This is a genomic window from Idiomarina sp. ST10R2A5, from assembly GCF_051842325.1.
GTDB classification, from domain to species: Bacteria; Pseudomonadota; Gammaproteobacteria; order Enterobacterales; family Alteromonadaceae; genus Idiomarina; species Idiomarina abyssalis.
The window spans coordinates 295,596-321,316 of sequence record NZ_JBNIEX010000002.1 but is presented as its reverse complement, the minus strand read 5'-3'; the positions used below and the strand labels follow the sequence as shown (position 1 = coordinate 321,316).

General features: G+C 48.9%; 23 protein-coding genes. 19 read left to right on the top strand and 4 right to left on the bottom strand.

The features are described from left to right. Window positions 1-7: 7 nt before the first annotated feature. Entirely contained in the window at window positions 8-2,143 is a 2,136-nt protein-coding gene (locus ACP7FG_RS04075) for a putative bifunctional diguanylate cyclase/phosphodiesterase (protein ID WP_439225602.1), read from the bottom strand. 223 nt (window positions 2,144-2,366) lie between these two features. Between ACP7FG_RS04075 and mraZ the strand changes: the two genes are divergently transcribed. The 16 genes from mraZ to lpxC all read left to right on the top strand — a co-directional run bounded on the left by mraZ (window position 2,367) and on the right by lpxC (window position 20,085). Beyond that, window positions 2,367-2,825 carry a division/cell wall cluster transcriptional repressor MraZ gene (mraZ, locus tag ACP7FG_RS04070; protein WP_199494241.1) on the top strand — a complete coding sequence of 153 codons (459 nt, stop codon included), beginning with the start codon at window positions 2,367-2,369 and terminating at the stop codon, window positions 2,823-2,825. Continuing rightward, window positions 2,825-3,772: a 16S rRNA (cytosine(1402)-N(4))-methyltransferase RsmH gene (gene rsmH, locus ACP7FG_RS04065; protein ID WP_439225601.1), complete on the top strand. Its 948-nt coding sequence runs from the start codon at window positions 2,825-2,827 to the stop codon at window positions 3,770-3,772. Before mraZ ends, rsmH begins: the two co-directional genes overlap by 1 nt. Next, window positions 3,765-4,082, top strand: coding sequence for a cell division protein FtsL (gene ftsL, locus ACP7FG_RS04060; RefSeq protein ID WP_199494239.1), 318 nt, complete (start codon window positions 3,765-3,767; stop codon window positions 4,080-4,082). Before rsmH ends, ftsL begins: the two co-directional genes overlap by 8 nt. Then, on the top strand, window positions 4,073-5,806 hold the full coding sequence (locus tag ACP7FG_RS04055; RefSeq protein ID WP_199494238.1) for a peptidoglycan D,D-transpeptidase FtsI family protein: 1,734 nt from the start codon (window positions 4,073-4,075) through the stop codon (window positions 5,804-5,806). Before ftsL ends, ACP7FG_RS04055 begins: the two co-directional genes overlap by 10 nt. After that, window positions 5,803-7,269: a UDP-N-acetylmuramoyl-L-alanyl-D-glutamate--2,6-diaminopimelate ligase gene (murE, locus tag ACP7FG_RS04050; RefSeq protein ID WP_224797834.1), complete on the top strand. Its 1,467-nt coding sequence runs from the start codon at window positions 5,803-5,805 to the stop codon at window positions 7,267-7,269. The genes ACP7FG_RS04055 and murE overlap by 4 nt, the downstream gene beginning before the upstream one ends. Beyond that, on the top strand, window positions 7,266-8,669 hold the full coding sequence (locus ACP7FG_RS04045; protein WP_439225600.1) for a UDP-N-acetylmuramoyl-tripeptide--D-alanyl-D-alanine ligase: 1,404 nt from the start codon (window positions 7,266-7,268) through the stop codon (window positions 8,667-8,669). The genes murE and ACP7FG_RS04045 overlap by 4 nt, the downstream gene beginning before the upstream one ends. Continuing rightward, window positions 8,663-9,745, top strand: a complete 1,083-nt coding sequence (gene mraY, locus ACP7FG_RS04040; RefSeq protein WP_224797836.1) for a phospho-N-acetylmuramoyl-pentapeptide-transferase — start codon at window positions 8,663-8,665, stop codon at window positions 9,743-9,745. The genes ACP7FG_RS04045 and mraY overlap by 7 nt, the downstream gene beginning before the upstream one ends. 6 nt (window positions 9,746-9,751) lie before the next feature. Then, window positions 9,752-11,143 (top strand): UDP-N-acetylmuramoyl-L-alanine--D-glutamate ligase, encoded by a 1,392-nt coding sequence (gene murD / locus ACP7FG_RS04035; protein WP_224797837.1) that lies wholly within the window; start codon window positions 9,752-9,754, stop codon window positions 11,141-11,143. Further along, window positions 11,127-12,356: a putative lipid II flippase FtsW gene (gene ftsW / locus ACP7FG_RS04030; RefSeq protein WP_224797838.1), complete on the top strand. Its 1,230-nt coding sequence runs from the start codon at window positions 11,127-11,129 to the stop codon at window positions 12,354-12,356. Before murD ends, ftsW begins: the two co-directional genes overlap by 17 nt. Then, window positions 12,353-13,441 carry an undecaprenyldiphospho-muramoylpentapeptide beta-N-acetylglucosaminyltransferase gene (gene murG / locus ACP7FG_RS04025; protein ID WP_439225599.1) on the top strand — a complete coding sequence of 363 codons (1,089 nt, stop codon included), beginning with the start codon at window positions 12,353-12,355 and terminating at the stop codon, window positions 13,439-13,441. The genes ftsW and murG overlap by 4 nt, the downstream gene beginning before the upstream one ends. Further along, complete coding sequence (gene murC, locus ACP7FG_RS04020) at window positions 13,434-14,894, top strand: UDP-N-acetylmuramate--L-alanine ligase (protein ID WP_439225598.1); 1,461 nt, start codon at window positions 13,434-13,436, stop codon at window positions 14,892-14,894. Before murG ends, murC begins: the two co-directional genes overlap by 8 nt. Then, a complete protein-coding gene (locus ACP7FG_RS04015) occupies window positions 14,884-15,813 on the top strand; it encodes a D-alanine--D-alanine ligase (RefSeq protein ID WP_439225597.1) in 930 nt (309 codons plus the stop codon). Before murC ends, ACP7FG_RS04015 begins: the two co-directional genes overlap by 11 nt. Further along, the gene (locus ACP7FG_RS04010) at window positions 15,813-16,562 is read left to right on the top strand and encodes an FtsQ-type POTRA domain-containing protein (RefSeq protein ID WP_224797842.1); all 750 of its coding nucleotides are present in this window, start codon (window positions 15,813-15,815) and stop codon (window positions 16,560-16,562) included. The genes ACP7FG_RS04015 and ACP7FG_RS04010 overlap by 1 nt, the downstream gene beginning before the upstream one ends. Before the next feature lie 6 nt (window positions 16,563-16,568). Beyond that, window positions 16,569-17,801, top strand: a complete 1,233-nt coding sequence (gene ftsA, locus ACP7FG_RS04005) for a cell division protein FtsA (protein ID WP_054489880.1) — start codon at window positions 16,569-16,571, stop codon at window positions 17,799-17,801. Between the two features lie 39 nt (window positions 17,802-17,840). After that, complete coding sequence (gene ftsZ, locus ACP7FG_RS04000) at window positions 17,841-19,040, top strand: cell division protein FtsZ (protein WP_439225596.1); 1,200 nt, start codon at window positions 17,841-17,843, stop codon at window positions 19,038-19,040. Between the two features lie 124 nt (window positions 19,041-19,164). Next, entirely contained in the window at window positions 19,165-20,085 is a 921-nt protein-coding gene (gene lpxC / locus ACP7FG_RS03995) for a UDP-3-O-acyl-N-acetylglucosamine deacetylase (protein WP_054489884.1), read from the top strand. Here the strand turns inward: lpxC and ACP7FG_RS03990 are convergent. Continuing rightward, window positions 20,082-20,486, bottom strand: coding sequence for a DUF721 domain-containing protein (locus ACP7FG_RS03990; RefSeq protein WP_224797845.1), 405 nt, complete (start codon window positions 20,484-20,486; stop codon window positions 20,082-20,084). The two genes, lpxC and ACP7FG_RS03990, sit on opposite strands and share 4 nt — an antisense overlap. Before the next feature lie 88 nt (window positions 20,487-20,574). Here ACP7FG_RS03990 and ACP7FG_RS03985 point away from each other — a divergent pair, with 88 nt between their 5' ends. From ACP7FG_RS03985 to mutT, 3 genes are all read left to right on the top strand, one after another. Further along, on the top strand, window positions 20,575-21,507 hold the full coding sequence (locus ACP7FG_RS03985; RefSeq protein ID WP_054489888.1) for a M23 family metallopeptidase: 933 nt from the start codon (window positions 20,575-20,577) through the stop codon (window positions 21,505-21,507). Window positions 21,508-21,590: 83 nt separating this feature from the next. Further along, window positions 21,591-24,311 carry a preprotein translocase subunit SecA gene (secA, locus tag ACP7FG_RS03980; RefSeq protein WP_439225595.1) on the top strand — a complete coding sequence of 907 codons (2,721 nt, stop codon included), beginning with the start codon at window positions 21,591-21,593 and terminating at the stop codon, window positions 24,309-24,311. Window positions 24,312-24,317: 6 nt separating this feature from the next. Next, a complete protein-coding gene (gene mutT, locus ACP7FG_RS03975; RefSeq protein ID WP_439225594.1) occupies window positions 24,318-24,734 on the top strand; it encodes an 8-oxo-dGTP diphosphatase MutT in 417 nt (138 codons plus the stop codon). Here the strand turns inward: mutT and yacG are convergent. Beyond that, window positions 24,731-24,925 (bottom strand): DNA gyrase inhibitor YacG, encoded by a 195-nt coding sequence (gene yacG / locus ACP7FG_RS03970; RefSeq protein WP_199494227.1) that lies wholly within the window; start codon window positions 24,923-24,925, stop codon window positions 24,731-24,733. The two genes, mutT and yacG, sit on opposite strands and share 4 nt — an antisense overlap. Beyond that, window positions 24,922-25,686 carry a cell division protein ZapD gene (zapD, locus tag ACP7FG_RS03965; protein WP_439225593.1) on the bottom strand — a complete coding sequence of 255 codons (765 nt, stop codon included), beginning with the start codon at window positions 25,684-25,686 and terminating at the stop codon, window positions 24,922-24,924. Before zapD ends, yacG begins: the two co-directional genes overlap by 4 nt. Between the last annotated feature and the right edge of the window lie 35 nt (window positions 25,687-25,721).

Sequence of the window (25,721 nt, the reverse complement as noted above, 5' to 3'; positions counted from 1 at the left end):
TTCGACTTCAGAACTGCCATTTTCGCAAAAAGTCTAATAACTTATCTAAAGTCAGGGGTTCACTAATAAAGTAGCCTTGAGCAAAGTCACATTGTTGTTGCTGCAATAACTCCCATTGTCGCTTAGTTTCCACGCCTTCAGCAATAACGTCGATATCAAGGGCTCTGGCCACCCGAAGTAAAGCGTCTAATAAAGCAACCTGCACGCGGTCATCAGGTGCCTGGTTCAAAAAGCTTCTGTCTATTTTTATATAGTCGACAGGGTAACGCTGCAGGTAATTAATGCTTGAGTAACCGGTACCAAAATCATCAATGGCCAGTTGTACTCCTTGCGAGCGCAGGTAATGCAAAATTTGCAATTGCCGCTGCTTATTACTCATTAACAATGATTCAGTAATTTCGAAAGTGATGCTTTCAGTTGGTATACCGTGTTGCTTGATGCAAGACAGCCACTGTTTAGCGACCTCCATATCGTTCAGCTCTCGCTCTGAGCGGTTAACTGAAACTTCAATAGGGTACCCGGACTTATGAACGGTAACCCAGTCAATACAGGCTTGCTCCAGAACAAATTGTCCCAGCTCGTGAATTAACCCCGTGCGTTCAGCAACCGGAATGAATTCAGCGGGAGAAATGACATTGCCATCTTCATCTTTCCAACGAAGTAAGGCTTCACATTTGGTGACTTTGCCGGAACTAAAATCAACAATAGGCTGATAAACTAGCGAGAATTCATGTCGCTTTAGGCCGTCCCGCATTCGGTTGTGAATTGTATTCTGGCGTTCGGTCTGAGCTCTTAGTTCGTCATTAAAGAAGTAGTGGGTGCGGCGCCCTGCGGTTTTTGCGGCGTACATGGCCAAGTCTGCATTTTTGAGAAGCTCGGCAGCTTTCATGCCATCGTCAGGGTACAATGCAATACCAATGCTGCAGGTGGTTTGTATTTGGTTCTGACGTAATGTAAAAGGTTCGCTTAAATGACGATTAATTTGGGTTGCCAAATCATTAATGACTTCATGTGACTTGAAGCGATTAATCACCACAACAAATTCGTCGCCGCCAATACGGGCGATAAAGTCAGAGCCCCGCAGTTGACTCCTTAAACGTTCAGCAACTGACACCAGTAACTCGTCGCCGGCGTCGTGTCCCAGGCTGTCATTAACTTCTTTAAAATGGTCAAGGTCGATAAACAAAATAGCAAAATGCTGATCATTGCCGCTCTGAGTTAATTGATTGAGATAGTCAACAAAGGCTCGACGATTAGGCAAATCGGTGATTGAATCGAAGTTGGCCTGCCGGTCAATTGTTGTCAGAGCTGTCCGTAAACGACTCTGGGTTGCGACCAAATTATACATAAAGGCAATCATTAAGAATGAGAGTGTCCAGCCGGCAATTATGATGATCCAATAAATATTATCGCGTTTGGCCCAGCCATTGTCTTTCGGCGCAAGAGCCAGTATCCATTGGCCGGAGGATACATCGATTTCAATGGCGACATAGTCTTTTTGCCATACGGACGGATCGCCACGTTGAAATAACTCTTCGCTATCTCTACTGCCCTTTTGCAGTGCGAAGAGATAATCATCAACTGAGGTCAGGCCGCTACTGATCATTAACTGGTCAATATCAATGACAACCGCAATCATGCCCCACAGCGAGTTATCGATAAAAACCGGAGCCCGTGCTATTAGTGCCCAGCCGCCTTGCACTAATTTGACAGGGCCGTCAATAATGATGCTTTTGCGTTGAATGGCTTCCTGAACACTCTTGAACTGTTCGGGTGAAGCTCGGTAATCAAAACCCAGCGCGTCCTGGTTTGGCACTAAAGGATAGAGAAACTCAATAATAAGATCAGGGGCCAGAGCCACATGACGAACAGGGAGGTCATTGTCTATTAGCTCTTGCACCAGTAAACGATAGCGTTCTGCGGAAATGTCAGGGGAAAGTTTTATTTCAGCCTGCAGCGCTCGAGCGGTGGTCAGCGAGGAATTAATCTGGCCTTCGAGTGCGGCGCGTAACCTGCCTAAGCGTTCGGTAGCCACACGCTTACGTGACTCTATCACTTGCGAGTGTTGATTTTCCGCAAACCAGATAACGCCGGTCACCAGCACGCAAAAGCTTACCAATATGACAAATAAGTAGCGCTTCATTGAGTATCACAGCTAGCTAAAACTCAGTCGAGTATCGCATAAAAATCGCACAACCCATAGCAGAAAAACTATTTTGCACGTTGCATCAAGCGCTTAATGTAAATTTCTGTGAAGCCCTGACAAATAAAGAGGTTTTTTCTTGACAGTGGGAAACAGTGACACCTAGACTGTAACATTGTGGGGATTTGTGGATAATAGTGGATCACAATGATCAGGTGGGATCATGTTCCGAGGTGCAACAACATTAAGTCTGGATAGCAAAGGACGTTTGGCCATACCGGCCAAGTACCGTCATGCGTTGTCATTAGACTGTGAAGGCAAAATGGTCTGCACGATTGATATTAAGCAACCGTGCCTTTTGCTGTACCCGCTTCCCGAGTGGCAAATCATAGAACAAAAACTCACTCGATTATCCAGTATGAACCCCGCAGAACGTCGCTTACAGCGGCTTCTGTTAGGCCATGCCGACGACTGTGAAATGGATAAAAACGGTCGTCTGTTATTGTCAGCGCCATTGAGACAACACGCCGGTTTAGAAAAAAAACTGATGCTTGTCGGGCAGCTGAATAAATTTGAAGTTTGGGATGAAGACGCCTGGCATGAACAAGTGGCGCAAGATATGGATGTTGAACGCGAAGGTGACTTTACTCTCAACGAACGACTAGAAGACTTTTCATTATAATGATAACAACGTCACCGCAACACGTTTCGGTGCTACTGGAAGAGTCGATACAAGCATTAGCGACTGATCCGCAAGGCACATATATTGACGCCACATTTGGTCGTGGCGGACATACACGTGCGCTTCTTAATCAGTTAGGTGACAATGCCCGGGTGATTGCTCTTGATCAAGACCCTGAGGCCATTGCAGAGGCAAAATCCTTCGATGACGATCCCCGTTTTCAAATTATCCACACTCCTTTCTCAAACCTGCAACAGGTGCTTGATGACTTGCAACTGAACCAGCAAGTGACGGGTATTTTGTTTGACCTTGGTGTCTCCTCCCCACAATTGGACGATGCTGAGCGAGGCTTTAGCTTTATGCGTGACGGTCCGCTGGATATGCGGATGAACACCACTAGCGGCGAAACAGCGGCCGAATGGCTTAATCGTGCAGAAAAAGACGACATTAGTTGGGTTCTTAAAGAGTATGGTGAGGAACGTTTTGCTCGCCGTATTGCCAGTGCCATAGTTATGGACCGTGAGAAAAAGCCTTTCACCCGCACGAAGCAGCTTGCGGAAATGATTGCCCGTGTGAGCCCGGTAAAAGAAAAGCATAAACACCCGGCAACGCGCACATTTCAGGCCATACGAATTCATATCAACCGCGAGTTAGAGCAAATAGAACAAGCTCTCGAAGCGTCGCTTTCTGGTTTGAAAGAAGACGGGCGGTTGGTGGTTATTAGCTTCCATAGCCTGGAAGATCGCTTAGTTAAACGCTTTATCCGTAAACACAGCGAAGGCAAGCAACTGCCTCCGGGGTTACCGGTAACTGAAGCCGAACGAAATAAAGACAAAACATTGGAAAAAGTGGGTAAAGCGATTAAGCCGGGCAAGGCAGAAGTCCAGGAAAATCCGCGTTCACGTAGCTCTGTGCTGCGTATTGCCAGGAGGGTTCGCAATGACTAAACAGCGTTACCCAAGCCTGACCAAAATGTTACTTCAAGATCTGCTGCAACATAAGTGGATAGTGTTGCTGAGCGTGGTGGTTATTGTTAATGCACTAAGCATTGTTTATATCGCGCATTTGAATCGGCAATTAACTGCTGAGCGCGACGACTTACTCTCGTATCGCGACACTCTGGACAGAGAGTGGCGGCACCTTGTGATTGAGCAGAACTCGCTGACTGAACACAGTCGAGTGGAGCGTATCGCGCAGGAACAGCTTGGTATGCGTGACGTTGCGCCAGAGCAGGAGGTACTTGTCTCATGGCAGTGACTCGTCGCAAAAAACGTTCAGAGCCAGCAGGCACTCGCTGGCGTTTTTATACCGCAGTGTTTTTACTGTTCGGTGTTTTTTCCGTACTCATTGCACGTGCTGCCTATATCCAGGTCATTAGTCCCGATGCGTTTTCGCTGCAGGGCGATATGCGCAGCTTAAGGTCAGCCAGTGTTGCGGTTGAACGAGGAACCATTGTTGACCGCAATGGCAGAGAACTGGCGGTCAGCGTTCCGGTAGAAACCGTGTGGGCAGATCCCAAGCGAATTGCAGAAAAAGATGCATTGGCAGACGAGCGTCGCTGGCAGGCTCTGGCGGAAACCTTCCGCATGAATCGCAATGAGCTGGTGAGCAAAGTGGACGATGAGTCAAAACGCTTTGTTTATCTACAGCGGAAAGTGACGCCGTCAGAAGCGGATTACGTGAAACAATTGAAAATACCGGGTGTGTATTTAAAAACTGAGTCTCGGCGCTATTATCCAACAGGTGAAATCAGTGCTCATTTAATTGGGCTGACCGATATCGACGGTGCAGGCCAAGAAGGCCTCGAACTATTGTACGACGAACACTTAACCGGCACACCGGGCAAACGAGTTTATCGCAAGGACGCGCAAGGACGGGTTGTTGAAGAAATTAGTCAGACAGATGCACAACAACCAAAACAGCTGACACTGAGTATCGACCAACGTGTTCAGGCAACTGCTTACACCGAACTGAAAAAAGCCGTGCGCTACAATCAGGCAACTTCAGGCTCGGCAGTAGTGCTTAATGTCGAAACCGGTGAAGTTCTGGCTATGGTCAATAGCCCGTCCTTTAACCCTAATAACCGTGCGGAATTGCAGTCTTTCAGAATGCGTAACCGTGCGGTAACTGACAGCTACGAACCAGGGTCAACGATGAAACCGCTGGTGATTCTCAGTGCGCTAGAGAATGGCCGCCACAAAGCGGGCGATAGCATTGATACCAGCCCGGGCTGGTTGAGAATTGGCGGACGTCGCGTAAGTGACCCTCGCAACTATGGTGAACTGTCGTTGACCGAGGTGCTGAAACATTCCTCCAATGTCGGGGTGACCAAAATAGCTCTGGATTTGGGCATTGAACCACTATTGCAAACCTATGCCGACGCAGGCTTTGGTAACGACACCGGCATTGCTCTATTGGGTGAAAGTATCGGTATTTTAGGCGATCGCAGACGTTGGTCTGAATTTGAAATTGCGACGCTCTCATACGGCTATGGGCTGTCAGCAACGACTCTGCAACTGGCGAATGCCTATAACATTATTGCAAACGGTGGTTTGAAACGGCCGCTTACAATATTCCGTCAGGAGTCACCGTTACCCGCTGAGCAGGTGTTTAATCCGGACAACACACGAGCTGTTATGCATATGATGGAAGAGGTGGTGCGAGACGGCACGGCCAAAGCCGCTCAGGTTCCGGGGTATCGCGTAGCGGGCAAAACCGGAACAACAAGAAAAACGAAGACCGGTGGTGGTTACGGCGACGAGTATGTTGCTTTATTTGCTGGTATTGCACCGGTCAGCGACCCGAAAATTGTTGTTGTGGTCACCATAAATGAGCCGGGTACTGATGACTATTATGGCGGTACAGCGGCGGCACCCGTATTCTCAAAAATTGTGTCTCAGACCATGCGTCTGCTGAATGTCGCGCCAGATAACATTGAAGACACTCGAGTTCGTGCTGCGGGTTTCGGGGGTGATGAATGATGAAACTGGCTGAGTTATTAACCATGCTGCCTGCTTCATTCGCTATTCCGGATGTTACTGTCAGTGGAATAAAATTAGATAGTAGGCAGGTTGCAAACGGCGACGTATTTGTTGCGATCCCTGGTTATGAAACCGATGGACGGGCTTATATTGATGCCGCTATAGATGCAGGTGCGGTAGCGGTTATTGCTGAGGCCCCCGGACTAGCGCTGGAACATCGCCGAGGTGCTGTGGTGGTCGGCTTTAGCGGTGTGCGCGAGCACTTGTCACACATTGCAGGCACCTTCTTTGGTCACCCGTCAGAGAAAATGCAGCTGGTTGGTGTTACCGGAACTAACGGGAAAACATCGGTCACTCATATTATGGCTCAGTTGGCAAAAGCTCTGGGCATGGAAGCGGCGGTTATTGGTACCACTGGTAGTGGGCTCATCGGACGTTTGTTGCCTGAACGGCATACGACTCCAGATGCAGTTACCGTGCAACACCGACTGGCCACATTACTTGCAGAAGGCGCAGAGCTTGTGGCTATGGAAGTGTCTTCGCACGCTTTGATTCAGCGCCGTGTAGAAGCACTGCATTTTTCCGCGGCCGCTATTACCAACATCAGCCGTGACCATCTGGATTATCATGGCACCATGGAAAATTACGTTGCAGCGAAACAACGACTATTTGCCGACTTTGGTGTGCAAAACCGAATAGTTAATGCCGATGACGACACCCTCAGTCAGTGGCATAAAGACAACTTAGCGGATCTATGGATAAGCCTTAACGATAGCTCGGTAGAACCGTGCTTGCGTGCAACGGGGCTTCAGTTCCATGAGCAAGGCTCAGTATTTCAGATCAATTGGCAGGGCGAATCCTGCACCGTTGAGACACCTCTACTGGGGCGCTTTAATGTTTATAACCTGCTGTGTGCCGTAGCGGTTTTATTGAAGTTCAATAAGCCTCTGGCGGAAATTGGCCAGGCTTGCCGCAATTTGCTACCGGTTCCCGGGCGCATGGAAGCTTTTCATAACAAGCAGTCGCCATTAGTGGTGGTTGACTATGCCCACACACCAGACGCTTTACACCAGGTATTAAGTGCTTTGCGGCTGCACTGCAAAGGTCGTTTATGGTGCGTGTTTGGCTGCGGTGGCGACCGTGACCGGGGTAAACGCCCACAAATGGGCAAAGTCGCTGCGGACTACGCTGACGTCGTGGTTGTTACAGACGACAATCCAAGAACTGAGCCAGCGCAACAGATTATCGAAGACATTCTGACAGGTATTGCGGACAAAGAGCGGGTTAAAGTCTGGCCCGGCCGCCGCGAAGCCGTGATAAAAGCCATGCAGGAAGCAGCACAAGATGATGTAGTTCTGCTGGCAGGCAAGGGACATGAAGACTATCAGGTTATCGGCACCCAACGTGTGGATTACAACGAAAGAGCAGTCGTGAGTGAATGGCTGCAAGGAGACTGCGCATGATTTCAGTATCACTGGAGTGGATCGCGGAACAGGTGGAAGGCCGCCTGGTTGGCTCTGATTGTAAAATAGATAAAGTATCAACGGATACGCGGGCGGATTTGCTGGGCGCACTTTTCATTGCCTTAAAAGGAAAGAACTTTGATGCGCACGACTTCGTTGAGCAAGCTATAGCCAAAGGTGCTGCTGCCGTTATTTGTGAAAAGCAGCAGGACATTGACTGTCGGCAAATTATTGTCGAGAACAGCCGCCATGCACTAGGACGCCTGGGCGCAGCGGTGAAAGCCAGGGTTGCTCCGAGAACCGTCGCGGTTACCGGCAGTAATGGTAAAACCACAGTAAAAGAAATGCTGGCGGCCATTTTATCAATTCGTCATCCGGTATTGGCGACTCAGGGCAACTTTAATAACGACATTGGTGTTCCTTTGACTCTGCTGCGACTGGAAGAACAACATAAATACGCGGTGGTTGAGCTGGGAGCGAATCACCCCGGAGAAATAGGCTACACCACTAATCTGGTCAAGCCCGACGTCGCTATTCTAAATAACGTAAGTGCTGCACACGTTGAAGGTTTTGGCAGTTTACACGGCGTAGCTCGTGCGAAAACTGAAATTTTCCGTGGAGTGGGGAGCCAGGGAACGGCTGTTACCCCCCGCGATTCCGAGTTTTACCCATGCTGGGAGCGCGCTTGCACTAATATGAACTGGAAAACCTTTGGTTTAACCGATAGTTCAGACGTGTTTGCCACAGATATCACTCTTAATGGAGAAGGACACCCATCATTTACGCTTCATTTAAATGGGGAAGCCCGACAACTGACTTTAAAATTGAGCGGTCAGCACAACGTTTTAAATGCGCTTTCTGCGTCGGCTGCGGCCAGCGAATTGGGTATATCTCTGGATGATATTGTTACCGGTTTAGAGAAGGTTCAACCGGCAAAAGGGCGTTTAACCACCATAAAAGTGAGTGATCACTTACGTATCATTGACGACACTTACAACGCCAGCGTTGCTTCCACCAAAGCTGCTCTTGATTTACTCGGAAGCTACGAGGGATATCGAATTTTTGTCCTTGGAGACATGGGCGAACTAGGAGCTGATGCAAGAGCCTACCACGAAGAAATTGGTGAACATGCTATTGGTTCCGGTATCGACAACTTATATAGCCTGGGTGTACTCAGTCAAAGTGCCAGCGAGGTCTTTAACGGCCACGGAGGCAAGCACTTCGGTAGCTTGCAGTCGCTGGTTGACTCTGTTTTACAAAGACTTACAGAACAGACAGGTAAACAGCCTGTCACAGTGCTGGTTAAAGGCTCACGCTCTGCACATATGGAGCGCGTTGTTGCAGCAATACAGCAGGCTGTCACAGTTGATGACAGCACAGAGGAAAAGCACGCATGTTAGTTTGGTTGGCGGAGTACCTAACCCAGTTTGAAAGCGCGTTTAACGTGTTTTCCTACTTGACCTTACGGGCAATACTGAGCGTTTTAACCGCTTTAGTTTTGTCATTGTGGTTAGGACCAACATTGATTCGACGTTTGCAACGTCTGCAGATAGGACAAACGGTACGGGACGATGGCCCCGAAAGTCATCTAAGTAAAACCGGTACACCGACCATGGGCGGTGTTTTGATACTAGCCGCGGTGCTGGGCTCATCACTACTCTGGGCCGACCTGGAGAATCGCTATGTATGGGTTGTGTTATTAGTAATCACCGGCTTTGGCATTGTGGGTTTTGTCGATGACTACCGCAAAGTAGTGCGCAAAGATCCGAAAGGTTTAATCGCCAAATGGAAATACTTCTGGCAGTCGGTTATTGCAAGCATTGCAGCGGTCTACCTTTACTGGAGCAGCACACAAGGCGCCGAGACGGCACTGATTGTTCCTTTCTTTAAAGACGTTATGCCGCAACTGGGCATGCTTTATTTGTTGATGGCCTATTTTGTCATTGTCGGTACCAGCAACGCGGTGAACCTCACTGATGGCTTAGATGGGCTGGCGATTATGCCGACCATTATGGTTGCCGCAGCATTGGGCATTTTTGCTTATGTTTCCGGCAACGTGAACTTTGCTGAATATCTGCAAATTCCTTATTTACCCTTAACCGCCGAGTTGTTGGTGGTCTGCACCGCTATTGTTGGTGCTGGGCTGGGGTTTCTATGGTTCAACACTTATCCGGCACTGGTATTTATGGGCGATGTAGGCTCTCTGGCCTTAGGCGCTGCACTTGGCATTATCGCGATACTGGTCCGCCAGGAGTTGGTGCTGTTTATTATGGGCGGTGTTTTTGTCATGGAAACGGTTTCCGTAATGCTGCAGGTGGGTTCCTACAAACTGCGGGGCAAACGTGTTTTCCGCATGGCGCCAATTCACCATCACTACGAATTAAAAGGTTGGCCTGAGCCACGAGTCATTGTGCGTTTCTGGATATTGTCGTTAATTTTTGTACTGATAGGACTCGCAACCTTGAAGTTGCGTTAAAAAATAATGAAAAAGATAGCCTGGCAGAATATGAAACACATTGTTGTCCTCGGTCTTGGAAAGACCGGGGTTTCTGTGCTGCGCTATTTACAAAATAAGAAACAACAGGACAAAAAGCTGGCAAATGTTCAGATTCGGGTATTCGATTCGCGCAGTAACCCTCCTGGTCTCGACGAAGCCAAACAAATATTGGGCGATACTGAATTCCTGAATCGTCGTTGGGAGTTAGAAGACACGCTGGCGGCTGACTTAGTTATTACAAGTCCGGGCATTGATCTGCGCGAAGAGTCGATAGTTTTAGCCCGGGATGCAAATATTCCGGTGGTTGGCGACGTCGAACTTTTTGCTCAAGAGTCGAATTTACCCGTCATTGCAGTAACCGGTTCTAACGGTAAATCCACTGTTACCCGAATGGTTGAGTTTATTGCTCAGAAATGCGGTAAGAATGTGGTTGCAGCCGGCAATATTGGTCTGCCGGTGTTGGAGTTACTGCAACAAAAAGAGCAGCCTGAAGCTGTCATGCTGGAACTGTCAAGCTTCCAACTGGAGTCTGTAAGCAGTTTAAATCTAAAAGCTGCGGCACTTCTGAATATTAGCGCCGATCACATGGATCGCTACAGCTCCATAGAAGAATACGTTAAAGCCAAACAGCGCATTTTTACTAACGCGAAGACTTGGGTACTAAATAGACAGCAGCAGGACACCTGGCCACATCCAATCACCGGTAAGTTAATGAGCTTTGGCGATGACGCTCATCCCCAGCATTTTGGACTATTGTCCGGCAATGTTGATCGCTCCAGTGGTCCGGTGGCAGTTACCTACCGCGGTAATGTTGTGCTCAGGGCCGATCAGTTAAAACTGCAGGGCATTCATAATTTAATTAATGTGCAGGCCGCTCTGGCGTTGTGTGATGCTATTGGGGTTGATGTTGAGCAGGCGGCCAATGCAGTGAAAGAATTTAACGGTTTGCCACACCGTTGTGAACTCGTCAGCAGTGACGGTGGTGTATTTTGGGTTAATGACTCAAAAGCAACCAACATTGGCGCAACGGCAGCGGCTGTCGAAGGCCTTCGGCCAACGGTTAATGGACGTCTGCTGCTTATTGCCGGAGGCCATGGCAAAGGTGCCGACTTCCGGGAGCTGCAGTCAACTCTGGAGCGCGTCGATATCTTGCTGACTATAGGCGAAGACGGCCCGCGTTTAGGGCAGCTTTTCAACGGTTCGCGTCAGGTTAAGAGTCTGCAGCAGGCTGTTGAGCTGGCATCGTCTCTCGTTCAGGCAGGGGATATGGTTCTGCTTTCTCCGGCCTGTGCCAGTTTCGATCAGTTTGATAACTTCGAGCACCGTGGCGAGAGCTTTCGTCAGGCAGTGGAGGCGCTTTATGTCGACAGTGCGTGAAGAACAACTGAATCTTGAAATACCGGAGAGCCAGGCCAATACTCGGTTACAGCAGCTATTCGACTGGTTCCGCGGAACAACCAGTGAGCCTCTTTACGACCGAGTGCTGTTTGTTCTTGCCATGTCGTTATTGGCTTTTGGCTTTATCATGGTGACATCCGCCTCACTGCCAACCGCCGAGCGGCTAACCGGTAACCCCTTTCATTTTGCAATACGCCACGGCGTTTATATTGTCATCAGCTTAGTGGTTATGTTGGCGACGTTGAGGGTTCCTACGCAAAGCTGGAATTTGCACAGCGGTAAGCTACTACTTATTGGTTTGCTGATGTTATTGCTGGTGCTGGTTATTGGCCACGAAGTGAATGGTTCACAGCGCTGGATAAAAGTGGGACCCATCACCATTCAGTCCGCAGAAATGGCTAAATTATTTTTCTGTATTTACATGGCCAGTTATTTGTCCCGTCGTGAAGACGAAGTGCGCGAAGCTGCCAAAGGCTTTATTAAGCCATTATTCCTGCTGTTTATTGCGGCAGTATTGCTGTTGATGCAGCCAGACTTCGGTACTGTCGTGGTTCTGTCGGCGACCACTGTCGCTATGCTGTTCCTTGCCGGTGCCCGGTTATGGCAGTTCTTCGCGGTATTTCTTACCTGCGTGTTGGCGCTCATTCTTTTGATTATTGTTGAGCCCTACCGAATGCAGCGACTATTAACGTTCTTAGAACCGGAAAAAGACCCTTTTGGTGCCGGTTATCAGTTAATGCAGTCGCTTATTGCCTTCGGACAAGGGCAGTTTAGTGGTGCAGGCCTGGGTAACAGTATTCAGAAACTTCAGTATCTGCCTGAAGCCCATACCGATTTTATTATGGCAGTTATTGCCGAGGAACTTGGCTTCTTAGGTGTTCTGGCTGTCATTGCTACTGTACTTATGCTGGTTTGGCGGGCATTAGTTATTGGTCGTCGCTGTTTAATGCTGGAACAGCGCTATGGTGGATACCTCGCATACGGTATCAGCGTTTGGTTCAGTATTCAGGCCTTCGTGAATATTGGTGTCGCTTCTGGTGCTCTGCCAACGAAAGGGTTAACTCTGCCTATGGTCAGTTATGGCGGTAACAGCCTGATTGTGTCGGCGTTAGCCGTTGGTTTGCTATTACGGATTGACCACGAGCGCCGCATGACTGGTCGCAAAGTAGCGCCGCGCGGAGGTGCTGAATGAACCGCGTTCTAATCGCAGCCGCAGGTACCGGCGGACATATCTTCCCGGCTTTAGCCGTGGCTGAAGAAATGCGGAATAACGGCTGGCAAGTTGACTGGCTTGGTACTCACGAAGGTCGTTTGGAAAGCCGTGTTATTCCGGCGGCGGGCTTTGCTTTGCACAGTATTAGTATGACCGGGGTGCGCGGTCATGGCCTGAAAAGAAAGCTGTTAATGCCATTTACTTTAGCTAAAGCAGTTTTGCAGTGTCGACGTTTGCTTAAAACGCTTCAGCCGCAGGTGGTCGCCACCTTTGGTGGTTACGTTTGTGCCCCAATGGGCTTAGCGGCAAAACTCTGCGGCGTGCCATTAGTGGTGCATGAACAAAATGCCATACCGGGTATGACCACGCGGTTGCTGGCGCCAAAAGCCGACAAAGTCCTGCTTGGCCTGCCTGTTGCTTTGCCGCAGTGGAAAAGCTATCCGGTGGTGGGTAACCCTTTGCGCGGCGGTTTATTGAAGCAAGCAGCTGAACAGCCCGACAACTCAAAAATGACCGGTGAATTAAATTTACTGGTGGTTGGCGGCAGTTTAGGGGCGCAGGTATTGAACGAAGCGGTACCGGAAGCCGTCAAAGCATTAGATGGTGTAGAGCTAAATGTGGTGCATCAGTGCGGTGTGGGCCGTGAAGCCGCCACAGAAAAAGCGTACGGGAATGCACCGGCTCTAAAAGCGCTTACCATAGCTGAATTTATTGATGATATGAGCGAAGCCTTTAGCCGGGCCGATCTGGTAATATGCCGGGCGGGTGCTTTAACCATTTCTGAACTGGCTGTTATGGGCGTCGCGTCCATTCTGGTACCTCTGCCTCACGCGGTAGATGACCACCAAACAGCAAATGCGAAAGTCCTGGAAAGCCGCGGTGCGGCAGTTTTAGTACCGCAAACCGAAGTAAGCAAAGGTGCATTGCAGCAACAGTTAAAACGTTTATTGCATGACAGGCAACAACTGTGGACAATGGCGCGTTTCGCTCGTCAGTGCGCTATGCCAGAGGCAACGCAACGACTAGCAAATGAATGTATGGAATATAAAAAGAGCGATGACTAGCATGACCGCAACCAACGCACAGCCATTTACAATTGTGAACGTACCGGAAATGCGCCGGGTACAGCGAATACACTTCGTTGGCATCGGCGGCGCCGGTATGGCGGGTATTGCGGAAGTTCTGTTGAACCAGGGGTACCAGATATCAGGCTCTGACATCGCTGAAAATACAAATACCGAGCGTCTGCGCAGCCTGGGTGCGACGGTCGTGTTAGGCCATATGGCCGAAAATATTGAAGGTGCCAGTGTGGTTGTGGTGTCCAGCGCCATTAAAACGGATAACGCGGAGCTCAGCGCAGCTCACCAGTTACGTGTACCGGTTGTCCGCCGTGCAGAGATGCTGGCCGAGCTCATGCGCTTTCGTCACGGTATTGCGGTAGCCGGAACACACGGTAAAACTACAACCACCTCGTTGGTTGCCAGTATTTTTGCCGAAGCGGATCGCGATCCAACTTTTGTCATCGGAGGCTTGCTGAACAGTGCTGGCTCTAATGCCCGGTTAGGTAACAGTAAGTACCTGATTGCTGAAGCCGACGAGAGCGACGCGTCGTTCCTGCATTTACAGCCGATGGTCGCCATAGTGACCAACATTGAAGCGGACCATATGGACACCTACGAAGGTGACTTTAATAAGTTACTGGACACCTACGTTGAGTTTCTGCATAACCTGCCATTTTATGGCTTAGCGGTTATGTGTGTTGATGATCCTGTGGTAGCCGACTTAATTCCGCGGCTGGGTCGTCAGACCATGACCTACGGCTTTAGTGAAGCCGCAGATATTCGGGCTATTAACTATAAGCAAACCGCCAGTGAAAGTTGTTTTACCATTTTACGCAAAGGCCTGCAGCCATTAGATGTCTGCCTTAATCTGCCGGGCAAACATAATGTACTGAATGCACTGGCAGCGGTAGCAGTAGCCACAGACGAAGGCATTAATGACCATGCAATTCAGTCGGCGTTAAATAAATTTGAAGGCATTGGACGGCGTTTTCAGCATTACGGAAACTTTCCTGTGCCGGGTAAAGAGCAAGGTGAAGTGATGTTGGTGGATGACTACGGTCATCACCCGTCTGAGGTTGCGGCGACCATACAGGCCGCCCGCGAAGGCTGGCCTGAGCGTCGCCTGGTAATGGCATTTCAGCCGCACCGGTATTCAAGGACGCGTGACTTATATGAGGATTTCGTCAACGTACTTTCGCAAGTTGATGTCCTGCTGATGCTGGAAGTTTATAGCGCAGGAGAAACTCCGGTTAGCGGAGCTGACAGTCGCTCTTTATGTCGCTCGATACGACAACGCGGGCAAATAGACCCTATCTATGTCGCAACCGTAGATGACATGCCGGAAGTGCTGGAATCGGTGTTGGCCGCTGGTGACCTGCTGCTAACTCAGGGAGCAGGAAACATTGGTGCACTGGCGAAGAACATAGCGACGGAGGTGCTGAGCAATGAACGCTAAGACCTTTGGTAAAGTCGCTGTCATGCTGGGTGGTAGCTCGGCCGAGCGAGATGTCTCGTTAAAATCGGGAATGGCTGTATTAAAAGGCTTAGTGGCTAAAGGTATTGATGCGCATGCATTTGACCCGGCAGCACATAGCCTGCAAGAACTGGTTGATGATGGTTACGAACGAGTATTTATCGCGCTGCATGGGCGTGGTGGCGAAGACGGCGCTATGCAGGGTGCATTACAAGTACTGGGCATTCCCTATACCGGCAGTGATGTTCTTGGCTGTGCTCTGGGTATGGATAAGGTGCGTTGCAAACAAATTTGGCACGCTTTGGGGCTACCGACAGCCAGCTGGCGGGTCATTACTCAAGAAGAAATAGAGCAAGTGAACGCCGAAGCGCTGCTGTTAGAGCTTGGCGGACGCGTCATCGTTAAGCCGGCACGTGAAGGCTCATCCATTGGTATGAGCAGTGCCGATAGCGCACCGCGACTGGCGGCAGCGTTAAAACATGCCGCACAGTTTGATGACGACATTTTGGTTGAGCAGTGGATTGAAGGCCCTGAGTACACCATCGGCTTGCTAGACGGAAATGCTTTACCTGTTATTCGTCTGCAGACACCGCATGAGTTTTACGACTTTGAGGCGAAGTACCAGGCGAATGACACACAGTATCACTGTCCTGCCGGGTTAAGTGATGAAGACGAAGCGAAACTTCGTAGCTTGGCTGAGCGGGCATTTTCAGCTATTGGAGCGAGTGGTTGGGGGCGTATCGATGTTATGCGCAGCGGCAATGGCGACTGGTTCTTACTCGAAGCCAATACCGTTCCGGGCATGACCGAAAAGAGCCTGGTACCTATGGCTGCAAAAGCCGCCGGATTAAGCTTTAACGATTTAGTGGAGCGCATTTTAGCGCAAACACTGGAGCGCTGATGATGGCAGCTGAACAGCGCCTGCGTTCTGTGAACTTTTGGTCGGGTGTGACAGTGCTATGCCTGACTATAGCAGGTGCCTTGGTTGGTATTTATCAGTTAAACCAGGTGCTGACTGACGAGCAACAAGTGCCGTTAGCTGAATTAAATGTACAAGGCGAGTTGCAGTATACCGCCAACGAAGAGGTCAGAAAGGCCTTAACGGCAGAACCGTTGGGAAGTTTTTTTACGGCAGATGTGAACGAATTAAGGCGCCGGGTAGAGCAGTTGCCCTGGATACAAAAAGTCTCGATTCGCAAAGTCTGGCCTGACAAATTGTCGGTTTATGTGACGGAACACAAACCAGTAGCCATGTGGAACGGTGATCGCCTGATAAATGAGCAAAGTGACGTTTTCCGGGCAAATATAGAACAAGTGGATACGGCTTTGCCGCAGTTATTTGGGCCGGAAAACGCCGTAGAGGAAACCTGGAAAGAATTTAACCGGGTGCAGCAAATGTTGGCAGTGAATGGCTTTCAGGTAAGGGCACTAAGGTTAACAGAGCGATTTGCCGTGAGCGTAGTTTTAGCTCAGGGAATTGAAGTGAAACTGGGGCGCGAAGCAACGTTAGAGAGAATCAAACGGTTTATCGATGTGTTTCCCAGCATCGTTGAACATGAAAAGAGTAAAAACAACGAAATCGATACTGTGGATTTACGATATGACACCGGGGCTGCAGTGGCCTGGCGTGAAGCAAAAAGTGAGAGTTAGACGGTTATGTCGAAAACATCGGAACACAATATGGTTGTAGGTCTGGATATAGGTACCAGCAAAGTGACGGCGCTTATTGGCGAATTGCTGCCAGATAATGAGATCAGCGTTGTTGGCGTTGGTACAGCGACCTCGCGTGGTATGGACAAAGGCGGCGTTAACGACCTTAACCTGGTTGTTCAGTCGGTCCAGCGTGCTGTTGATGAAGCCGAACTGATGGCTGACTGTCGCGTGGCATCGGTGTACCTGAACATTTCCGGCCGTCATATTTCCTGCCAGAACGAAAGTGGCATGGTACCGATTAACGAAGCCGAAGTGACACAGGACGATGTCGACAGCGTGATTCACGCCGCACAGTCAGTACCTATTGCAAAAGAGCGTCGTATTTTGCATGTGTTACCGCAGGAGTATGTGATTGACTCCCAGGAAAGCATTCGCAGCCCAATTGGCATGTCGGGTGTTCGCATGGAGTCTAAAGTGCACATTATTACCTGTGCGAATGACATGGCGAAAAACATCATAAAAGCGGTTGAGCGCTGCGGGTTGTCGGTGGACAAACTGATTTTCTCAGCGCTGGCATCCAGCATCTCGGTACTGACCGATGACGAAAAAGATTTAGGTGTAGCGCTGGTCGATTTAGGCGGCGGCACCATTGATATTTGTATATATGCGGGCGGTGTATTGCGTCATACCGCAGTTATTCCTGCGGCGGGCAATCAGGTCACCAGCGATATTGCCAAAATTTTCCGTACACCGACCAACCACGCGGAAGAAATTAAGACCAAGCACGCTTGTGCGCTGCGGCAAATGGTCAGTATGGAAGACACCATTGAAGTACCGTCGGTGGGTGGGCGTCCGTCACGGGTGATGTCACGTCATACCTTGTCGGAAGTGGTAGAGCCGCGTTATCAGGAATTGTTTGAGCTGGTCAGGGACGAGATCCAGCAAAGTGGTTTAGACGAGCAAATTGCAGCCGGAGTAGTTATTACCGGCGGTAGCGCCAAAATGGAAGGTTGCGTTGATTTTGCCGAAGAAATTTTTCAAATGCCGGTTCGTATCGGCGTTCCTCTGGGCATGAAAGGCCTGCGGGATTACGTCGAAGATCCGGTTTATGCCACAGCGGTGGGACTGTTACGGTATGGGCAGGAAGATGCCGCTGTGTCACAAAAAGAAAGCTCTAAAACTGACGTGATCGGACTCTGGCAAAAAGTGCAGAGTTGGTTCAAAGGTGAGTTTTAACTTGGGGTAGCACGTTAAAAGCAGGTAGGGAGAATTATTATGTTCGAACTGATGGACAATTATGAAAGCGAAGCCGTCATTAAGGTGATTGGCGTCGGTGGTGGTGGCGGAAACGCTGTCCAGCACATGGTGAAAGAATCAATTGAAGGTGTGCAGTTTATTGCAGCCAATACCGATGCGCAGGCTCTGCGTAATCATACGGCAGATGTCACCATTCAATTAGGGCAGGACATTACTAAAGGTCTTGGCGCTGGCGCCAACCCTGAAGTGGGTCGCCAATCGGCAGAAGAGGACCGCGAGAACATCAAAGTCCACTTAGAGGGCGCTGATATGGTCTTTATTGCAGCTGGCATGGGCGGCGGTACCGGAACCGGTGCAGCACCTGTGGTTGCAGAAGTTGCCAAAGAACTGGGCATTTTGACCGTTGCCGTTGTGACCAAGCCTTTCCCGTTTGAAGGGAAAAAGCGCATGGCCGTAGCCGACGAAGGTATTAACGCACTGGCACAGAGTGTCGACTCGTTAATTACCATTCCAAATGAGAAGTTGCTTAAGGTTATGGGTCGTGGAACCAGCTTGCTGGATGCCTTCAGCGCAGCAAACAACGTATTGTTGGGTGCGGTTCAGGGTATTGCCGAGCTGATTACTCGTCCGGGTCTTATCAACGTTGACTTTGCCGACGTTCGCGCGGTTATGAAGGAAATGGGTACCGCCATGATGGGTACCGGTGTTGCCAGCGGTGAAGACCGTGCGCAGGAAGCGGCAGAAATGGCTATTAACAGCCCGTTACTGGAAGACATCGACTTGTCTGGTGCTCGTGGCGTATTAATTAACGTTACTGCTGGTATGGATATGAGCATTGAAGAGCTCGACACCGTCGGTAATACGGTTAAAGCCTTTGCATCGGATAACGCCACAGTGATTGTTGGTACTGTTATCGACACCGAGATGTCAGACGAACTGCGCGTTACTGTTGTTGCAACCGGCATCGGCGCTGAGCGTAAACCGGATATTTCTCTGGTGAACAATACCAGCCAGGCCGCGCCTAAGCGCGAACCTCAGCAAGCATACCGTAGTAGCGACATAGACCGCGGTGCTGCAGCTCCTCGTTACGAAGAGCAGGAAGAGGTTCAAACGGAAGCAAAAGCTGAACCAAAACGTCAGCCAGCTGCCAAAGCTAAACAGGATAAAGAACTCGATTACCTGGATATTCCGGCATTTTTACGAAAACAGGTCGATTAATTTGGCGTAACTCTGTGTAAGTATGCATAAAATTTGATCGAACCATGACAAATGTCGTATAATATGCGGCCGCTTTGGCGTTAGCCATGGCGAACCGAATAGAAAAGGTAGGTGAACAAGTACCATGATTAAGCAACGTACATTACAGCAAGCAATATCAACCACGGGTGTTGGGCTGCACAAAGGCAATAAAGTAAATCTTACTTTACGTCCTGCGCCGGCTAATACCGGTTTGATATTCCGTCGTGTGGACCTTGATCCTGTGGTGGATATTCCAGCACGGGCCGACTGGGTGCGTGATACGCAGCTGTGTACCTGTCTTATCAATGAGGAAAACGTTCGTATCTCTACCGTCGAGCATTTGCTCGCTGCGCTGGCCGGCGTTGGAATTGATAACGCGATAATCGAAGTCGACTCGCATGAAATTCCAATTATGGACGGCAGCTCGCACCCGTTTGTTTACCTGCTACAAAGCGCGGGCATTGAAGAGCAGTCAGCAGCGAAAAAATTCATCCGGATCAAACAGCCGGTACGTGTCGAAGACGGTGATAAGTGGGCGGAACTGCTACCCCACGATGGTTTCCGTATCGACTTTGCTATCGACTTTGAACACCCGGCTATTGCAGACACAGGGCAAACAGTCAGTATCGACTTTAGTGCTAATGCCTTTATTAAGGAAATTAGTCGTGCTCGTACCTTTGGCTTCATGAAAGACATTGAGTTTTTACGGGAAAACAATCTGGCATTAGGCGGCAGTTTTGATAACGCCGTTGTGCTGGATGAATTCCGCATTCTCAACAGTGACGGTTTACGTTACGACGATGAGTTCGTAAAACATAAAATGTTGGATGCTATTGGTGACTTGTACATGGGGGGGCACAGTATTTTGGGTCACCTGCGTGCTTATAAGTCAGGGCATGCACTGAATAACCAGTTACTTCAGGCTTTATTAGCGCAAGAATCTGCGTGGGAATTTGTGACCTTTGACGGTGAGCAGGAAAAAGCGCCTATCGCCTTTTGGTCACCAGCAACAACCACAGCTTAGTCTTTATCGTTGGCGGTAAACTTTGCCGCCAACGCTTTTAACTCCGATTTCAACGGCTCGTCGCAGCCTTCCGCCATTGCCAGCAAACGCTCCGCACTGCTTGAATCTTTCTGATTTTTAATCGTTTTCTGAAAACTGTTCATTGACGGAGACACCTTAATAGAAAGGCTCTGTACCGGGACCGTCGCATTGTCACGAAAATGCGTTATAATGGCCGCTTGCTGAAGTTTTAGCCGGGTTGCCCAACTACCGTTATCCACCTGAATGATCATTTGACCATCACGGATATTCAGCAATTGGCAGTGTTGGTTGGTGTTTTTATCAACGCATTGTTGAAACAATTGTTGCCAATGCGAAAGTTGGGCGGCAAACTGTGCATAGTGTCGTAATGTTGTCGACAAAGTCCGTTGTCCGGAACGGAGCCATTCTGATGGGGTTTTCGGATGTCGTGACATAATTGCGTAGTAGGCAAATAATAAGAGAGTTCAGATGAGTTTATCAGTCTTTTATCGAGGCTCCAAAGTACGTTTTCGTATTCGGTTAAGTCGACGTCGGTTTTTGTCCTATGTTGGCATTGCTGCCTTTATCGGACTAGCCAGCTGGCAGCCATGGCAGTATCAGGGAATCGATCCTGAACTGGCGCAATCAAAAATTTCTGCAGAGCAGAAAAAGCTTGTCCTACAAGAGCAAGCATTAAAAGACCTGAAAGAGGATACCCAAAAGCGTTTGGGTGCAATGACGGTATACCTGGGTGAATTAAGAGCTCAAATGCGTCGTCTGGATGCTCTGGGGGAACGTTTAGCTGGCGTTGCCAATTTGGATAACGGCGAGTTTAACTTTAATCAGGAACTGCCCATAGGTGGTCCGGAAATTGAAGTTGCCGAGTTGCCGCAAAGCTCAGGTACAGACGTTATTCGCGAAATTGAAGATATGTTGTCGCAAATCTCTGACAAACAAAAACAGCTATCACTACTTGAATCTGTGATGATGAATCACCAACTTAATAATGATGCTTATATTGCGGGACGCCCAATCTCAGATGGTTGGTTGTCGTCGCAGTATGGTGTGCGTAAGGACCCTTTTAATGGCACACCAGCCATGCACAAAGGGTTAGACTTTGCCAGTTATAATGAAGACGTCAAAATTATTGCTACCGGCGCAGGTGTAGTCACCTGGGCAGGTGACCGATACGGTTATGGTATGTTGGTTGAAATTGACCATGGCGGTGGCTTAAAAACGCGCTACGGACATAATGATAAGCTATCGGTATCAGTAGGGGATGTCGTTACCCGTGGCCAGCAAATTGCTGAAATGGGTAGTAGCGGTCGTTCTACCGGCCCGCACGTTCATTACGAAGTTTTGCGTAATGGCCGTCAAATTGACCCGAACCAATTTGTGTATCGCAAAGCTGACTCAAAATAACTCGGTAAATTAATTTAGAACGTAGGCGGTACTTCGGTACCGCTTTTGTTGTTCAGGAAAGTAACACAGGATAAATCAATCTCATGCTAGGCAGTCTGTTTCGAAAAGTATTTGGTAGTCGCAACGATCGCATTCTAAAAACCATGAAGAAAGACGTTGAGCGAATCAACTCGCTGGAACCCGAGTTTGAAGCGTTAAGTGATGCCGAGCTAAAAGAGAAAACAACAGAGTTTCGAAAGCGCCTGAATGACGGTGAGCGTTTAGATCAAATTTTACCAGAAGCTTTTGCAACGGTTCGTGAAGCCAGCAAGCGCGTCTTCGGTATGCGTCATTTTGACGTGCAGCTCATTGGCGGCATGGTACTGAATGATAATCGCATTGCTGAGATGAAAACCGGTGAAGGTAAAACCTTAACTGCAACCCTGCCAGCTTATTTAAATGCGTTGCCTGGTAAAGGTGTTCATATCATTACGGTGAACGACTATCTGGCAAAGCGTGACGCTGAGTTCAACCAGCCATTATTCGACTTTCTGGGGCTGACAGTTGCCTTTAATATTCCGGGCATGGCACCGGAAGATAAAAAAGCGGCTTATCAGGCAGACATTACCTACGGTACCAACAACGAGTTTGGCTTCGACTATCTTCGTGACAACATGGCTTTTGCTCCACAGGACAGAGTCCAGCGCGAATTAAACTACGCTCTGGTCGATGAAGTTGACTCAATTCTAATTGATGAAGCTCGTACACCGCTTATTATTTCCGGGCCAGCCGAAGACAGCTCGGAAATGTACCGTAAAATGAATGAACTGGTTCCCCATTTGGTGCGCCAGGAAAAAGAAGATACGGAAGAAGAAAAAGGCGACGGTGACTTCACTATCGATGAAAAAGCTAAGCAGTTGCACCTGACCGAACACGGACAAGAGCACATTGAAGAGCTGTTGAAAGAGAAAGGCATGTTGGAAGCGGACGATTCGCTGTATTCGGCGGCCAACATCAGCTTACTGCACCATATTAACGCGGCATTACGTGCGCATCACCTGTTTCAGAAAGACGTTGATTACATCATTAAAGACGACAAAATCGTTATTGTTGATGAACATACAGGTCGTACTATGGAAGGCCGCCGCTGGTCCGAAGGTCTGCATCAGGCCGTCGAGGCCAAAGAAGGCGTTCCAATTCAAAATGAAAACCAGACCTTAGCTTCTATTACTTTCCAGAATTACTTCCGTTTGTATAACAAACTGGCGGGTATGACAGGTACAGCTGATACTGAAGCTTTTGAGTTCCAGTCTATTTACGGCTTGGAAACTATCGTACTGCCAACCAACCAACCTATGATCCGCGATGACAGAGCAGACCTTATCTATCTGACTACGTTGGAGAAATACGAAGCGATAGCTGAAGATATCGAGGAGTGCCGTAAGCAGAAGCGACCGGTATTGGTGGGTACGGTATCTATCGAAAACTCTGAACTGTTGTCGAACCTGCTGAAGAAGAAGAAAATTCCTCACGCGGTATTGAACGCTAAGTTCCACGAAAAAGAAGCAGATATCATCGCTCAGGCAGGTCGTCCGGGTACGGTGACTATCGCAACCAACATGGCCGGTCGCGGTACCGATATCGTGTTAGGTGGTAGCTGGATGGCTGAAGTTGAAAAGCTGGATGAGCCTACCAACGAGAAAATTGAAAAGATAAAACAAGAATGGCAAAAACTGCATGATGCTGTTATTGAAGCCGGTGGTTTGCATATTATCGGTACTGAGCGTCACGAATCACGTCGTATCGATAACCAGCTGCGCGGTCGTGCCGGTCGCCAGGGTGACCCGGGTTCGTCGCGTTTCTATCTGTCGTTAGAAGATTCGCTCATGCGCATTTTCGCTTCAGAGCGAATGGCTACCATGATGAAGCGTTTAGGCATGAAAGAAGGCGAAGCAATTGAACACCCTTGGGTAACTCGTGCCATTGAAAATGCTCAACGTAAAGTGGAAGGCCGTAACTTCGACGTGCGTAAGCAGTTGTTGGAGTACGATGACGTTGCCAATGATCAGCGCAGCGTTGTCTATGAACAGCGCAATGAATTACTGGATGAAGGCGATATTTCTGAGACCATCGTTGCTATTCGCGAAGATGTTATCAACAGCGTTATTAGCGAGTACGTTCCGCCTCAGTCTTTAGCCGAGTTATGGGACTTAAAAGGTCTGGAAGAACGCCTGCGCGGTGACTTCCACATAGACGTACCATTACAGAAATGGCTGGAAGAGGAAGAGCATTTCCACGAAGAAGTTCTGCGCGAACGTGTTCTGGAAAAACTGATTGCGTCCTATCAGGAAAAAGAAGAAATGGTTGGGCCGGAAGTTTTACGCCGTTTCGAAAAGTCTATTATGCTGCAAAGCCTCGACCAACACTGGAAAGAGCATCTGGCAGCAATGGATCACCTGCGTCAGGGGATTCACCTGCGAGGCTATGCACAGAAAAACCCTCAGCAAGAATACAAGAAAGAAGCCTTTGCGCTCTTTACCGATATGCTGGAGGCATTGAAGCTCGACGTGGTAACCATTTTAAGTAAGGTTAAGGTTCGGGCTCCGGAAGACGTCGATGCGGTTGATGAACAACGTAAGGCAGCGGATAGTGCTCCTCGTGAGTTCCGGCATGAGCAAAGCGGTCCTGCTGGAGAAGAGCCAACTCAGCAAAACAATGCTGACGCACAGGGACAACCTGTTCGTAAAGGCGCGAAAGTGGGTCGTAATGAACCTTGCCCTTGTGGTTCTGGTAAAAAGTATAAACACTGTCACGGTAAACTGTAGGTTACTATGAAAACCGAAGCATCGCCTGCTGTACATGTTGCAGTGGGCGTGATTGAGAATGAACAGGGTGAAATTTTTATCGCCCAACGTCATCCTGAACAACATCAGGGTGGAAAATGGGAACTCCCGGGCGGTAAAGTCGAGGCCGACGAGAATGTCCAGCAAGCCCTGCAACGCGAACTAAAAGAAGAGTGCGGTATTGATGTGACCGATATGGCGCCACTAACGGTTATCGAACATCAGTATAAAGATAAACGGGTCTTACTCGATGTCTGGTGGGTACTTGCTTACGACGGTGAGGTGCGTCAGTTAGAAGGTCAGGACTGGTGTTGGGTTGATAAAAACCAACTTGACGCATTTCAGTTTCCTGAAGCTAACCAGCCCATTGTTGAATGCATTATGCAGTCTTTAAACGCCTATTAATAATCCTGTTCGTCGTTGTTGTAATCATCATTAGCAATGACAACAGGCTCACCAGGAATACTTTTCTCTTCGTTAGCCCATTCACCCAAATCAATCAGTTTACAACGCTCACTGCAAAAGGGGCGGGCGGGTGATTTTTCTGACCATTCAACTTGTTTTTGGCAGGTTGGGCAGTTAACGCTAACACTCATGGACTACACCTTGCGATTTCGAATTCAATGTCTTGAAGGGACGTTTCATTAGTCTCCCCCGGTAAGGGCATGAATCGTACCGTAAAACGTTGTCTGTGCCCACTAATGACAGGGTAAATATTGGCTGAGCGAGGAACTTTAATGCGCAACATTGCCAGTAGCTGATCCGAACTTTCCTGTAAGAAACCATTTTGTAGCTGCATGGGAACAAAAACAGATTGCTCGCGTAACAGTGTCAGCTTCAGTGTGATAGCTAACTCCACAAAAGCTAAGGTCTTGCGCCACTCTTCGCATTGTTTGGCTTTGTCTTCAGCGGACTGGCTTAACCAAAGCTGTAGTTGTGGTAATTCAAACAAACCGCTCATGCCGGGTTGGCTAAAACGTTGCCTGATACTGGCTAGCAGGGCATCGTCTTTAAGTTGCCGTAGGTATTTGGGAATATCCTGTAACTGGTTAAGACATTGCTCAATTTCCTGAATGGTATTGCGCAACGCTTCGCGGTCAACGTCAGGATGCGCTTCCCATTTTTGCAAACGTTGTTTATCGAGATCTAAATCTTTACTGAGTTCGGTCCGAATATCAAAGCGTTCCAGTAGCTCGGTAACGGCGAATAACGCGTTAAAGAAGGGTTCCGCTTGTTCTTCAAAACAAAGTTGACTGGCTTTTAGCTGCTCAAAGCCGTGCTCCAATCGCAAATAGGTTCGCATGCGCTCCTGAAGAGGGTATTCGTAGAGAATGTTGTCTTTATCAGTCGATGCCATGCGATTGCCGATTGGTGAACTCTGTTCCTATAATA